The following is a 13806-nucleotide window of genomic DNA, read 5'->3' on the forward strand; positions in this document are numbered from 1 at the left end:
AACAGGGCTAAAAGTATTCACGTGATGCTTTTACGGAAAGCATTGACAATGAAGGATATATCCTGGTAAAGTATGGTTTCATTAAAGGTGATCAAGGCCTGGCTGGCTCCCTCTGGAAATCCCATCTGGATATTGAATTCTTTATACAAGCGGTTACGCATTTGCCGGCCATTAAGATTCTTTGATAAAGTAATGCTGTAAATATTGGTGCCGCCATCCAATGGAGCAACTTTTATACCGGCTATCTTATTGAGCTCAGCGGTCAGTTCTTTAGTCCTCATTATTGTCTGTTCCATGCGTTCTTCAAAACCTTCAAGCCGGTGTAGAGCCATCGCTGCATTCGTCCAGTTACCATAAATATTTCCACCATGTACCTTAATAAGTTCTGGCATCTGGTCTATGATGGCTTTAGGCCCGCACAATATAGCCCCTCCACTCGCACCAAAGTATTTGTACAGGGAGATATAAACAGTATCAAAATAAGCGGAATACTCTTTCACCGGAATCCCTTTCCATGCAGATGCTATAAAAAGCCTTGCACCATCAAGATGAAGGGTGATATTGTTATCGCGACAATAGCTGCTTATTTTTTTTATCTCATCAAATGGAAACACACGTCCATCCGTTCTGCGAACAGGATTTTCAATTGACAACGCGCCTATTTCTCCACCATAGGCCTCCTCAGTTTTGATTGCAGATATTGTTTCCTTTAACTGCTCCAGGTTAAAATATGTTTCGCCCTTTGCCAATGGTATCAGCCTTTTGCCAAAAACAGATTGGGCCGCATCTGCCTCATCACGGTAAACATGGCTGGTTTCCTGTAATAAAACTTTTGACTTCTGACCACTCAAAACAGCTATTGCCAATTGATTGGCCATGGTACCGCTGGGCATAAAAATTGCCGCCTCCTTACCTGTGAGCGCTATAAATTTCTTTTCGAGTTCGGTTACAACTCCTCCCACTCCATACCTGTCTTTTACAATGGCGGTGGAAGCATGCGATTTCGCCAATTCAGCTATATAATCGCCGGGCTCAAACATTTCTCCATCACCGAAAAACTTAATCAGCTTTTCGGATTGTGGGGCCGATAAAATGTTGTCAGCCACCGCCGCCGCTGCATTGGAAAAAGGAAATATGGAGGGCAAAAGACCCAGACCAGATGTCTTAAGAAAAAATCTTCTATGCAGGGATTTCATTTGGAGAGCTTATACTTCAAATATAATTTAATTAAGCCCCTCTGAAATGAACGAATTAATCCTCCAGGTTGAATAAACGGAATACTTCTTTTGTGATGATCCTGCAATTTTCGGAGAGCTGGTCGAGCGTGCAGGTTATCATGTCTATGTTTACCGGCAAGCCTCCAACTGTTTCCCGGAATTCCAGGTAAAGCACATTCGTTTCATCGGCATCAATTCCTTTCAACTGGCGGAAAATATGATGGGCATTGTGCCGGTTATTACCAATAAAAAACCGCGCGAAGCTTTGGGGACCTTCGCTGGTTTTGAGATTAATAACGATATAAAATTGTGTTTCCAAACTGGCGTTTTGCTTAAAAACATAAGGGCGGGATCTGATATCCCACCCCCAATGTTTACTTCACTTCAATATTACGGGAAAGCTTTTTGGAATTTTCATTCTTAGGTAATACGAGGTGAAGGATCCCATCCGTATACGTTGCTGAAATTTTGTTGATATCAACCATGTCATTCAGCGTAAAACTGCGGGAAAAGGATCGCTGTGTGAATTCTTTGCGAACCCAGCCATCGTTTTCATTCTCTTCTTTCTTCTCAGCTTTCTGCTCAAAAGAAATAGTGAGCATATTGTCGTTGAGGTCAATATTGAAATCCTCTTTACGACATCCGGGAGCTACAAGATCCAGTTCATACTGCTGGTCTGTTTCCCGCACATTCACAGGTATGCTTCCGCTGGCCATCTGCGGCATACCCTGCTCAAAGAAACTGTCGTCAAAAAAACGACGAAGACTGTTTTGGAAGATGTTATCAACTACACTTCCAAAAGAAACGGACGGATTACCGTTTTGTCTTTTTGCAACTGCTGTTGTCATAAAACCTCCTTTTTTTCTTAAATGCAAACAAAGAAAATACCAAACTAAAAAGAACCGAAAAAATGACAAGGACTTGCCAGATTTTCTTGTCATTTTTTCAGTATCCGAATGATCGAAACCGGATAGCGGACTGGTATAAAGGCCTGTTGGTCGACATTAACAATAGTTTGCAGGGCATTCTCTTGCATGGTCGATTATAATTTTCCATTTTGTTTGAGCGTTATTGTTATACCCTAAATGAACCCCATGCTAAAACATCTACCCCATGTACTGGTATTTGTTGTTTTTCTTTCCGCCTGCGCCGCAGTTACAAAGCAGGAACCAGTTACCCAGTCAATTGCTAACAATCCATCAGAACCAGTTATTGTATCAGAACTTCCTATTACTGACTCAACAGCCCTATCCCTGGTTGAACAGCCTCGTTTTGAAGATGGCTCTTTCGCATTAACTCCAGGATTTTATGAAGCCGAGTTCAAATCTTATTGTCTCGAACCCGGTACTCCGGATCCATCCCGTAATGACGCTTATTTTTTGTCAGCCGCAGGAGGTGGAAGGAAAGAATATGTGGAGACCATTTTAAGAAACTCATATGATGCACCCAACATCGATCAAAAGCATATCCAGTTATTACTCTGGGCAGTAGTGAGTAAAAAAGAATTCAGCAAGTTACCGGGCGATGTACAATCAACCGGAAGGCAATTACTTAACTCAAAGCAAATTTTTGAGTTGAATGGTGGCATGATGGGAATGGTCAAAACAGTTGCTACCATGATACCATCTTCAGGCGGAAATGATATCCGAAAATTATTTGACCTGGGTACCCAATCATATGAAGCATATGAACGTATTGCGGTGCTGAGGGAGCCATCAAAGATTAGTCGTCCCCAATTCAAACTCACTCAGTGGTACCAGCATCCGGATGGATATTACCTCCGCTATTATCCCGAGTCTTATAAGAAAACCAGGATACAGGTTTATGTTCCTGAAAATGCACAGCCAGTGCCAGATAGTTCTGCAAATTTTATTGTATTTGACCCTTCCAGTATGGTGATTGCTCCTGCCAATTCCAATGCGCAGAAACTTGGAATAGGTGCACCGGTTATTGAAGTAGTTAAGTCGGTGATCAAGATCATTGGTAACGATAAACGTCCGCCTCGTCAAAAAGAACCAACAGGCAGGCAAAAGCCCATTGCAGGTACTTAATAACGGAAATGGCTAGGGCATAAACTGCCAGATAACGCGCACCTTGCGTGGCACGGGTAGATGACGCTCACGGATTTTTTTTCTGGCGTAGTTGATCCGCTCCTGGATCAATTTATCAGTAAGCAATTGGTGGAAGTAGGTTTCGGTTTCTTCTGATAGCTCAGCTGCCAGTTGCTGCACAGCGGGTGAATACTGGTTGCTGTTATACATAGAAAGTTTAGAAATATATTTTGAATACCATCCCTTCATTTCCTCAAACCTGGATAATATTTCTTCGCTCTCAACCTGTTGTAAGGGAATTTTTTTTATCGCCCGTGCGGCATCTCCCAGTTTTCCAACCAATGCCTGCTGCTCAGATTCAATAGCATAGAAGTTAACCGTGTTGTCTTCGCTATACCAAGATGAAGTGTAAACGGGATACTGTTGGGCCAACAGTGACAGGGGCTGGAGTAACAAAATAAGAAGTGCGTACTTCATGGCAATAAGTTACGGCAATCAATTCGGTTTTCCAAAGGCGTTACAAGCATTAATTCTTAACTTAAGCGCGCAAAATCATTCATTACATATGTCAAGCCAACTTACCAATTCCCGGCGGCGATTCCTCAGGAATACCGTCGGAACCATTGCTGCCTTTACGATTGTTCCCCGCCATGTTTTGGGCCGGGGTTTCCTTGCCCCCAGCGACACGCTTACCAAGGGTGTGATAGGCGTCGGATCCATGGGACGCGGCCACTTTGAATATGCCGGTACCCGCACCGTTGCCGTTTGTGATGTGGATACCCGTCATATCAAACTTGCCCTCGATGCCCTAGGGGGTGGAAAAGGGATCAAAACTTTCCGCGATTACCGCGAACTGATCAACCTTCCTGAGGTAGATATCGTGCATATCGCCACCCCACCACACTGGCATGGTATCATGGCCGCCGATGCCGCCCGTGCCGGAAAGGATATCTGGTGTGAGAAACCCATGACCCGCACTATCGGAGAAGGAAAGCGGGTGGTGGAAGCCGTTAAACAGCATGGCCGCATCTTCCGACTCAATACCTGGTTCAGATTCGAAGACAATTTTTATGGAATGAATACCACCGTAAAGCCCATCAAGAAACTGGTGGACAGCGGACTACTCGGATGGCCACTGAAGGTGACCGTGAGTAAGCATACAGGGTTCGACTGGAAATTCTACTGGGTAGGAAAAACTGACCTGCCGGTGGATCCTGTTCCGCAGGAACTGGATTACGAAATGTGGCTGGGACCCGCGCCTTTCAAGCCCTATAGCGCCCACAGAACCCATACTACCTTCAGGGGGTACTGGGATTATGATGGTGGCGGACTCGGCGATATGGGCCAGCATTATATTGATCCCATCCAGTATTTCCTGGGTAAGGATGACGACTCCCCCATACGCGTGGAAGTGGATGCACCCCAGCAGCATGATGATGCTGTAGGAACCTGGCGCCGGATTACCTATACCTATGCCGATGGCTGCCAGATTGTTCTGGATGGAGATGGAAGTCTGGAAGGCGCGGCTTATATAGAGGGACCAAAAGGAAAACTCTACAAAGGCTTCAACTGCACCATCCCGGATATTGAAAGGAAACTTGCGGCTTTCCCTGACCCGGCGCCCGTTACTACCAATTTTGTTGATGCGGTGAAGAACCGTAAGAAGTTTGCCCTTAATGAAGAGAATGGGCATCGCTCCTGTACTATCGTCAACATTGGGAAGGTGGCGCTGCAATTGGGCCGCACCCTCCATTTCGACCCCGTTCAGCAGGTATTCATCAACGACGAAGGGGCAAACCGGTTGCTGAACCCACCTATGCGTGGTGCCTGGTCAATTTAATCCATTCAACTTCGAAAGAACATCATGAAAAAGATCATATTATCATTTATACTGGCCGGTGCCCTTTTCGCGCCTGCCATAGCACAAACCGACCAGCAGCGTACCATCCCCACAAGGATCGCCGACCTGCTGGCAAAGACCCCGGCCGATGATTCGGCACAGCTAATTTACAATGCCAAAGAAGTTGTTGCTCTGGGAGCCGACGGACTGGTGGAGATGGTAAAGCAATTGAACCAGGGGGGTGATAAGAGCCGCCTTCACTATGCTATCAGTGGGTTCAGTTTTTATGCAACACAGGAAGGTAGGGAAGAGTGGCGGAGCATGGCCACTACCGCTTACGGTAAGAGCCTCAGCCAGCTGACCGATCCCGTTGACCAGCAGTTTATCATCACCCAGCTTGAAATGGTAGGAAAGAATGATGCCATCCCCTACCTGCAGGGCCTGTTACGTAATGACCGATTGGTTGATGCTGTAAGCAGAAGCCTTGCTATCATTGGTACCCCTGAGGCGCTGCAAACCATCCACAGCGCCATGGGTGCTGCCACCGGTGCCAGCCGCCTGGCCCATGTGAAGGCATTGGGATATGCGGCCTACCCGCCTGCAGCCCCTGCCATCACCCAGTTGCTGAGCTCAAATCCAGCAGACACGGTTCTTCAAAAGGCGGGCTATTATGCCCTTGCCTCAATTGGCGACAAAGCCTCAGAAAGCCTGCTGGCAAATTCGGCCCGTAAGGAAGGATTCCGGTATACCAATAATGGCGCAACGGCTGCCTACCTGCAATGGCTGGGAAAGCAACCCGATGGAAATACCACCACCAAAAAGCTCAGTGGACTGCTGGTAAGCCTGCAGCAACCAGAACAGCTTGCCACACGCATAGCCGTGCTGGAGATGCTGACAAAGAAATACCCTGCCGGTGCTCAGCAGGTTTTACTCAATGCGCTCAAGGATAAGAATATCGCTTACCGCCAGGCGGCCCTGCGATTTGCCAAACCCGGCATTACAGCTGCAAATGCCTCCAGTTGGTTGAAGCCTTTGCCTACGCTGGCACCCGCTGCCAAAGCTGAGCTTGTGAACGCTCTGGCCGATAAAGGCATAGCTGCGGCAGCTACGCCTGCCCTACAGCTACTCCAAAGTAAAGATGCATCTCTTAGGGGTAGTATAATGAATGCCGCAGTTAAACTGGCTCCTGAAAAGGCTTTACCTGTTTTGGGAAAGCTATTACAAACAGCCGATGCTACAGAGGCAAACGCTATCCGGAATGCGCTATTGCTGGCCGATGGTAAGGCAGCCGTGGAAACTGCAACTGCTGCCATGGCAACGGCATCACCCGCCGGTAAAACAGCCATCATTACTGTACTGGGAGAAAGGGCGGTATCGGAGCAGGTTCCAACCGTTTTACCCTTGCTAAATAATGAATCAGCAGAGCTAAAAGATGCGGCGGCTGCGGCCCTGCCCAAAATGGTAGTGGCGGATCAACTGCCACAGCTATTTCCACTTTTGGCAACCACGGCAAGTGGCAATGAGTTAGCCCGCAGGCAGGATATTGTGACCAGTGCCCTTAAAGGGATAACCGACCCCAACCAGCAGGCAAGCCAGCTCCTCGCAGCCTATCGCAGTGCAGGCGCCGAACAGCAGAGTAACTACTACCGCGTGATGGCAGCCATCGGAACGCCTTCCCTCCTGGAGGAATTGTCTGGCGGATTTGATAAGGCCAATCCTACCGCCCAGCAGGCGATGATACAGGCCATGGCCAACTGGAAAGAAGGAGCAGCCCTTGAAACACTGTTCAACCTGTCTAAAAAAGAATTGAGTCCGGCGCTAATGAATGCTGTTATCGGCTCCTTTACCCGCCAGCTTTCCAACAGTAAAGTAGCTGATGAAAGCAAATACAGCATGATCCGTGAGCTGATGCCAAAAGCAACATCGGTTCCCATGCAGGCTGGATTGCTGCGCTCGCTGGGTAATATCCCAACCTATCCTTCGCTGTATTATACAGCGGAATTCCTGGATAATGCCTCCCTGAAAAACGCTGCAGCATCATCCGTTATGAATATCGCGCTGGCCAATAACCAGTTGAAAGGCGAGCGTGTTCATACATTGCTGGAGAAATCAATGGGAACCATCTCCGGTGATGAAAGTGAATACCTGAAAGCGGCGGTTCGCAAGCATATGGCCACCCTGCCCAAAGAGGATGATATCGTAAAGCCATTTGTTCTGCCAGAGAGGGAAAAGCAGGAGGGGTTCAAGGTGTTGTTTGATGGCAGCAATCTCGATGAATGGATCGGCAATAAAACCGCCTATGTTGTTGAGGATGGCAAGCTGGCCGTTTACCCTAAAAAAGGAGGGGATGGAAACCTGTTCACCAAAGACCAGTACAGTGATTTCATCTACCGCTTTGAATTCAAGCTTACTCCCGGTGCCAACAATGGCGTGGGTATACGCGCTCCGCTGGAAGGCGATGCTGCCTATGAAGGAATGGAAGTGCAGATCCTGGATAACGATGCCGAGATCTACCGGAACCTGCAGCCCTACCAGTACCATGGATCGGTATATGGCGTGATGACTGCAAAAAAGGGCCACCTGAAACCTATGGGCGAATGGAATGAAGAAGAGATTTCACTTATTGGGAATAAGATCAAAGTAACATTGAACGGAACCGTTATACTGGAAGGTGATCTTGCAGAAGCTTCTGCCAATGGAACACTGGATCATCGTGATCACCCCGGACTCAAACGCAAAGCCGGACATATCGGTTTCCTGGGTCATGGTGATACACTCTATTTCAGGAACATCCGGATAAAAGATCTCTCTGTTAAAGAGGATCAATCATCAAAAAAGAAAAAGAAGAAGAAGAAAAAATAGAGCTGTTCAAAATAAACACAAAAAGAAAAGAGCCGGCATCGGCTCTTTTCTTTTTTTATAAACTGCGCTTATACTATGGTGTGGGGATGATACAGGTGAACATCCACTTTACGGGGTTCTGCCAGTCGGATCCTTTGAAAGATTTTACCGGTAGTTTAACCAGGATATCATTCCAGCCCTTTTTAAGATCAACCATGATGGGTGGACGATAATAATAATCTTCATCAATCAGTGGTGATTCAAGTGAACCCTTGCGTCCGGCCCTGCTCCAAACGGGAGCTGGAATCAGCTTACCATTAATGGAGATAGAAGATCCCCTGTAATCCCACTGTCCGGCAGGTGGTGAATTGGTTGCCATCGACCTGCTAAGGTTATCAAAGCCAATGAGAAATGGAACGGCTTTGTCCTCTTCACTATACACACGGGTGGATGCTATAACGGTTGAATTCTCCTTTGGTGTTGGAATATGGCCATCAATTAAAGGCGTCCACCAATGACGAAGAACGATTGTGCCGCCGAGTGCTTCTCCCAGTTTCGTTTGTTTACCATCTTTTTCTACACGAAGATCCCATTTCCATCCTTCCTGCTTCCAGTAGGGGAAGGGCATAGAGCTAAAATTCTGCTGCTTATGATCGAGCAGGCGCCTTTCAAAGTCGAAGAAGTCCTTTGCCCTTTTTGAATTCTCATCACCTATGCGGGTGGTCCAGCCTTTCTCTCCACCGCCGCGCCAGGAGCGTTCAGCAAATGCCAACATGGATGGATAAACGCCGTTAAAGAGCAGGTGATCTTCTTCTCGGGCAATGCGCCTGTCGTTCCACACACAGAGGATGGCACCCATCATCTGGTTGTCCTCCTGGACACGATCACCCAGTTGGCGGTGAAATATCGTGACCACCGATTCCAGCGGATCGATATGGTTGAGATAAAGATGTCGTGAGTCGAGGTATCGGTAGCCTTTTTCAATAGGCGCATCACCCATCCATAATTGCCGGATGGTGCTGGCGGGTACATTTCCCCCGGGGCTCCAGCCGATGGTTTTTACCCCTTTCTTCTCCAGCAGCCTGACCATCTCCGGAAGGAATCGATCATTGGTGATCTTCACTTCATCACCACCGATATGCATATAGGGAAAGTTGAAACTCTCCACCAGTTCTTCCAGGATGAGTTTTACATGGCTCATCCCTTTGTCCGTTTGCATATTGGTATGCAGGGCCCTTTCGAAAGCGGCACTATGGCCGGGCATATCAATTTCAGGCACCAATAAAATATGCCTGTCGCGACAATACTCAACCAACTCCTTCAATTCAGCTTTGGAATAATACATGCCCGGGTCGCGGGTCATATTGCTATCGGCAGTGAGAGCAGGGTAGCGGTCGATCGCAATCCGCCAGGCAATATCTTCGGTGAGGTGAAAATGAAAAATATTCATCTTGTAACTGGCCATCATGTCGATCTGCTCTTTCAGGAGTTTCATCGATTGATAATTTCTTCCCACATCCACCATGAAACCACGCCATGAATAAGCGGGTGAATCCACGATATGGCAATTCGGGATATATACGCCATCAAGCGCCAATTGCTTCAGGGTCTGCATTCCGTAGAAGATACCCCCTGGTGAAGGCGACTCCAGCACAATGCGGTTATCCCTCACTGTTAATGTATAGGCTTCGCTGCTGTCATTTCTTTGGGGCGATAATCGAACAAGAAGGGAAGGGCTAACCGAGCTTGTACCATTACCGACTGCGACAGCCAGAATCTTTGAATTAAATAATGGTTGCAATGGAGCTAACTCTTTCACCAACTCATTCTGGCTAACAACGATATTATCCAGTTGGTAAAAAGGGAATCGTCCCTGTTGCCAGTTGACTGAGCGTGGCATGGGAACAAGAGCTGGTTGCTCCTGAAGGCCATAAACATGCGGCCAGAGGATATGCTTCCAGAGGATATATGCGTCGCCGCTAAGATGAAGTCCATCGTTAGTGAAACGACTACCTAGTTTTCCATTTTTATCGGCAAAATGAGGGAGCAGATCAACATAACTATAACCATATTTTTCGGCGCCCGCTGCTAATGCTTTGTTGATGAACAGGATGGTGGCCCCCTTGTTGGTATGTTGCTTAAAGCCGGGGAAACTATCATTTACGGGCAACAGTCCCTGTATATAAAGATTGGTAGCGGGAGACAGGATCCTAATACTATCAGCAGTACGGAAAATATTGCTGATGACAGAGTCGGCAGAGATATTCCGGGCCAGGTCATTCACTCCGATAGATAAAAATACCTTATCGGGCTTGCTGGCAATAACCGACCTCACACGATTCAATACCCCGGCGCTGATATCGCCACTGATACCCATATTGATTATGTTGACATCGGGGAAAAGCTGGTGCCACTCGGCGCCATCGGTAATACTGTTACCAACAAATACAATACCCCCGGGCTTACCGGTAAGCGTATTAAAATGAGATTCGCGTTGCTGGTAGTAGGTTCCGAAGCGAGCCGCAGGAGGATTTGTCTGTGCGTATAATACAGCGCCCGAGAGTAAGATCAGGAGGAGAAAATATAATCTGGCCATACCCCGAATATAAAATATGTATGACATTATAAACAGTGAGAACGTTTGCGTAAATTATGGTAAACACGGGTTCCAATAGAAAACCATGAAAGCAGAAGCCACCAAAGTTACCCTGACTGATATCCTCTCACTGAGAGCATTATTCCTGCAGGAAAACCATTTCCAGGTTCGGTATAATGCCTGCCATGAGAGAGGCTGGTCAGACAGCTACCTTTTCAGCCTGGATGGATTGCCGGTTGGGTATGCATCGGTAAAGGGACTCAATAATATTTGCGATCGTGATACTGTTTTTGAAAGTTATATTCTTCCTCCATATCGGAAACAACTTCCCGACCTGTTCTCTGAACTGCTTATAATATCAGGGGCCAATCATATGGAGTGCCAGACGAATGAATCATCAATGCATGCTATGATGAATATGTTTGGAAAAGACATCAATGCAAAAGCGATACTGTTTGAAGACGATCATGATGCGCAATTGCAAATGAATAAACTGGTGTTCCGTAAAAGATTAGCGGAGGACGAAATATTTGTAGATGGTCCGGAACCCGAAAGAGATTATGTACTTGTTTCCGGTAACAAGGTTGTTGCAACAGGTGGTTATTATACGCATTATAATTTCCCATACGCCGACATATATATGGAAGTTATAGAGCCAGAACGCAGAAAAGGATATGGGAGTTTTATAGTGCAGGAGATCAAGAGAGCATGTTACAAAGCAGGGCGGGTGCCGGCGGCGAGATGCAATATTGAAAACATCGCCTCAAAAGGCACCCTTGAAAAAGCAGGCATGCGTATTGTGGGATATATGCTATGCGGCGATACAAAATAGAATAGACAATTAAAGCCTAAAAATAAATTTGCGCAACTGAATGGTTGCGTGTATATTTGCAACCAGACAGTTGCGTATAGTACTAGCAACTACAACTCTAAAACCGAAGACAGATGAAGCGTGATGTTTTCCAGGCCATAGCCGACCCTACCCGGCGGGCCATCCTTACCCTGCTTGCCGTACAGGCGATGACACCCAATGCCATTGCTGAGAACTTTGACAGCAGCAGGCAGGCCGTGTCAAAGCATATCAGGGTGCTGGCCGAATGTGGACTCGTGAAAGAAGAACAGCAGGGAAGGGAGATTTATTATCATTTCAATGCCAAAAAAATGAAAGAGATCGACAAATGGATGGAGCAGTTCCGGCATACCTGGGAAAATCGTTTTGATAAACTCGACATTGTTTTAAACCAAATAAAATCCACGAAAAATGATCAGCGTAGATAAACTACAGGTGGTTAAAGACCTGCAAAACAAGACCATCCGGATCACCCGGTATTTTGATGCCAGTAAAGAACAGGTTTGGAGAGCCTGGACCGAACCCGCTCTGCTCGACCAGTGGTGGGCACCTGAACCATGGAGGTCGGAAACTAAGAGTATGGACTTCCGCGTTGGTGGCCGCTGGCTCTATGCCATGGTAGGCCCGGATCAAACCAGGCAATGGTGCATGGTAAACTATACCCGCATAGAGCCCTTCAAGGTTTTTGAAGGCGATGATGCCTTCTGTGATGAGCAGGGGAATTACGCTACCGACATGCCAAAAATGTACTGGACAACCAGTCTTGACAAAGCAGATAACGGAACCATTGTAACGGTAGATGTTCGATTTGACTCAGATGCCGACCTTCAGAAGATCGTCGAAATGGGCTTCGAACAAGGTTTCACAACAGGTCTCGACCAGCTCGAGAAGCTGCTTAAGAAAACAGCCTGATCCTATATTTCAAACTATCACCTGCGCAGAGGGTAGACCACCCTCCAATGCGCAGGTGATTTTGAGTAGAATCATAACTGCTCCTAATTCATATCAATATATTAAAAGGATAGTAAGTATACCTTAAGCGGCACTAAAATAGTTGCCAGCTGATGAATTTCCTGGTAATGCTTCTTCAAATATTGCTTACTGTTGTTTGTATTCTAACAGCAGCAACCAGCATTTTGTTCTTCATTCGGCTTCGCTGGCCCGCACCCGTATGGTGGATACTAAAACTTTATGCCTCATCACTTTCTTATTTCATTGTGTTTACAGGCATCATTTGTATGATAGCTGGCTGGACAATGCATTCTACTTTTCTATTTACTATTGCCTCCTATATTGTTTTGGTCTACGCTGCCCATTTCCTTCTTGTTACGGCTGCTCCAAAACAATCCGGCAGTTTTGAAAATGCATTTGGCATTCAATATGAATCGCGGATAAAACCAGATCAGAAGAAATTCTTTCTTTCATCGCGTAGAATATTCAGTCTGCCGGAGGTGTCCGAACCAGGATTTATAAAAGATCTTCCTTTTGCTACTATTGCAGAAAGTAGCAGAACAATTTACGCTGATCTCTGGCATCCCGCGGAAACTACCAAACCATCAAAGCTTGCCTTTATCTTTCTGCATGGGAGCGCCTTCTACTTTCTGGATAAAGACATGGGAACACGCCCACTGTTCAGGCATTTAACCGCACAGGGACACCTTATTATGGATGTTGCCTACCGGCTGGCCCCTGAAACAGATATTATGGGTATGGTACATGATGTTAAGCGTGCCATCCACTGGATCAAATCAAATGCCGCCGAATATCAGATCAATCCCGACCGCATCGTTGTTGGAGGTGGTTCGGCAGGAGGAACACTCGCGCTAATGGCTGCCTACACTGCAAAGGATGATCGCTTCACTCCGCCGGAACTAACCGGAAAAGATCTTAGCTGCGAGGGAGTAATTTCTTTGTATGGACCAACTGACCTGGCAGCGCATTACTATCATACCAGGCAGCACCTTACCACACGTGAAGTGCCTGGCCAACCAAAGAAAAAAGTCCCCACCCAAATGCCTGAATGGATCAAAAAGAAAATGGGCAGCGATTACCATCGGCTGGGGCTCGACAAGGGCTTTGAGAAAGCCGGTGCCCTGGCTCCCCTGCTTGGCGGCCACCCCGATGAGTGTGCCGATACCTATGCCTTCTATTCTCCTCTTACACATGTGCATGCTAAATGTCCGCCAACTTTACTTATTCATGGCGGGCATGATCTAATGGCGCCCGTTAGGACAACACGATTACTTAAGGAAAGATTATCCGGCAAAAATATACCGGTAGTTATGCATATACTCCCCCAAACCGATCATGCATTTGATATGGCTCTGCCTAAGTTATCACCTGCAACGCATTCAGCTATCTATGATATGGAGAGATTTCTTGCTATGATGGTTTGAAAATTAGTTTCGTAA

General features: G+C 46.7%; 12 protein-coding genes. 7 read left to right on the forward strand and 5 right to left on the reverse strand.

Annotated elements, in window-relative coordinates; genetic code table 11:
* Positions 1-17: 17 nt before the first annotated feature.
* Genes V6M43_RS07170 through V6M43_RS07180 form a run of 3 tightly spaced genes read right to left on the reverse strand, consistent with a single transcriptional unit; the run spans position 18 to position 2065 of the window.
* On the reverse strand, positions 18-1196 hold the full coding sequence (locus V6M43_RS07170) for a threonine aldolase family protein (RefSeq protein ID WP_332733732.1): 1179 nt from the start codon (positions 1194-1196) through the stop codon (positions 18-20).
* Positions 1197-1251: 55 nt separating this feature from the next.
* Entirely contained in the window at positions 1252-1536 is a 285-nt protein-coding gene (locus V6M43_RS07175; RefSeq protein ID WP_332733734.1) for a hypothetical protein, read from the reverse strand.
* Positions 1537-1591: 55 nt separating this feature from the next.
* Positions 1592-2065 (reverse strand): Hsp20/alpha crystallin family protein, encoded by a 474-nt coding sequence (locus V6M43_RS07180; protein WP_332733736.1) that lies wholly within the window; start codon positions 2063-2065, stop codon positions 1592-1594.
* Between the two features lie 246 nt (positions 2066-2311).
* Between V6M43_RS07180 and V6M43_RS07185 the strand changes: the two genes are divergently transcribed.
* The gene (locus tag V6M43_RS07185) at positions 2312-3268 is read left to right on the forward strand and encodes a hypothetical protein (protein WP_332733737.1); all 957 of its coding nucleotides are present in this window, start codon (positions 2312-2314) and stop codon (positions 3266-3268) included.
* A 12-nt stretch (positions 3269-3280) separates the two neighbouring features.
* Here V6M43_RS07185 and V6M43_RS07190 read toward each other — a convergent pair whose 3' ends face one another.
* Positions 3281-3745 carry a hypothetical protein gene (locus tag V6M43_RS07190; protein WP_332733739.1) on the reverse strand — a complete coding sequence of 155 codons (465 nt, stop codon included), beginning with the start codon at positions 3743-3745 and terminating at the stop codon, positions 3281-3283.
* An 88-nt stretch (positions 3746-3833) separates the two neighbouring features.
* Here V6M43_RS07190 and V6M43_RS07195 point away from each other — a divergent pair, with 88 nt between their 5' ends.
* Together V6M43_RS07195 and V6M43_RS07200 are read left to right on the forward strand one after the other, a co-directional pair.
* Positions 3834-5108, forward strand: coding sequence for a Gfo/Idh/MocA family oxidoreductase (locus tag V6M43_RS07195; protein WP_332733741.1), 1275 nt, complete (start codon positions 3834-3836; stop codon positions 5106-5108).
* A 24-nt stretch (positions 5109-5132) separates the two neighbouring features.
* Positions 5133-7970, forward strand: coding sequence for a DUF1080 domain-containing protein (locus V6M43_RS07200; protein ID WP_332733742.1), 2838 nt, complete (start codon positions 5133-5135; stop codon positions 7968-7970).
* A gap of 73 nt (positions 7971-8043) precedes the next feature.
* Here the strand turns inward: V6M43_RS07200 and V6M43_RS07205 are convergent, their stop codons facing one another.
* Positions 8044-10545, reverse strand: coding sequence for a family 20 glycosylhydrolase (locus tag V6M43_RS07205; protein WP_332733744.1), 2502 nt, complete (start codon positions 10543-10545; stop codon positions 8044-8046).
* A gap of 85 nt (positions 10546-10630) precedes the next feature.
* Here V6M43_RS07205 and V6M43_RS07210 point away from each other — a divergent pair, with 85 nt between their 5' ends.
* The 4 genes from V6M43_RS07210 (at position 10631) to V6M43_RS07225 (ending at position 13791) form a co-directional block, all read left to right on the forward strand.
* Positions 10631-11377, forward strand: a complete 747-nt coding sequence (locus V6M43_RS07210) for a GNAT family N-acetyltransferase (RefSeq protein WP_332733746.1) — start codon at positions 10631-10633, stop codon at positions 11375-11377.
* Between the two features lie 113 nt (positions 11378-11490).
* Positions 11491-11823: an ArsR/SmtB family transcription factor gene (locus V6M43_RS07215; protein WP_332733748.1), complete on the forward strand. Its 333-nt coding sequence runs from the start codon at positions 11491-11493 to the stop codon at positions 11821-11823.
* Complete coding sequence (locus V6M43_RS07220; RefSeq protein ID WP_332733750.1) at positions 11807-12307, forward strand: SRPBCC family protein; 501 nt, start codon at positions 11807-11809, stop codon at positions 12305-12307. Before V6M43_RS07215 ends, V6M43_RS07220 begins: the two co-directional genes overlap by 17 nt.
* Before the next feature lie 152 nt (positions 12308-12459).
* Positions 12460-13791, forward strand: coding sequence for an alpha/beta hydrolase (locus V6M43_RS07225; protein ID WP_332733752.1), 1332 nt, complete (start codon positions 12460-12462; stop codon positions 13789-13791).
* Positions 13792-13806: the final 15 nt, after the last annotated feature.

Origin of the sequence: Flavihumibacter sp., assembly GCF_036676075.1 — a bacterium.
Classification (GTDB): Bacteria; Bacteroidota; Bacteroidia; order Chitinophagales; family Chitinophagaceae; genus Flavihumibacter.

Bases quoted from the DNA above. Each gene is read 5' to 3' on its own strand.
- V6M43_RS07170 (WP_332733732.1), bottom strand. From the start codon at position 1,196: ATGAAATCCCTGCATAGAAGATTTTTTCTTAAGACATCTGGTCTGGGT.
- V6M43_RS07220 (WP_332733750.1), top strand. From the start codon at position 11,807: ATGATCAGCGTAGATAAACTACAGGTGGTTAAAGACCTGCAAAACAAG.
- V6M43_RS07200 (WP_332733742.1), top strand. From the start codon at position 5,133: ATGAAAAAGATCATATTATCATTTATACTGGCCGGTGCCCTTTTCGCG.
- V6M43_RS07185 (WP_332733737.1), top strand. From the start codon at position 2,312: ATGCTAAAACATCTACCCCATGTACTGGTATTTGTTGTTTTTCTTTCC.
- V6M43_RS07210 (WP_332733746.1), top strand. From the start codon at position 10,631: ATGAAAGCAGAAGCCACCAAAGTTACCCTGACTGATATCCTCTCACTG.
- V6M43_RS07225 (WP_332733752.1), top strand. From the start codon at position 12,460: ATGAATTTCCTGGTAATGCTTCTTCAAATATTGCTTACTGTTGTTTGT.
- V6M43_RS07205 (WP_332733744.1), bottom strand. From the start codon at position 10,545: ATGGCCAGATTATATTTTCTCCTCCTGATCTTACTCTCGGGCGCTGTA.
- V6M43_RS07190 (WP_332733739.1), bottom strand. From the start codon at position 3,745: ATGAAGTACGCACTTCTTATTTTGTTACTCCAGCCCCTGTCACTGTTG.
- V6M43_RS07195 (WP_332733741.1), top strand. From the start codon at position 3,834: ATGTCAAGCCAACTTACCAATTCCCGGCGGCGATTCCTCAGGAATACC.
- V6M43_RS07180 (WP_332733736.1), bottom strand. From the start codon at position 2,065: ATGACAACAGCAGTTGCAAAAAGACAAAACGGTAATCCGTCCGTTTCT.
- V6M43_RS07215 (WP_332733748.1), top strand. From the start codon at position 11,491: ATGAAGCGTGATGTTTTCCAGGCCATAGCCGACCCTACCCGGCGGGCC.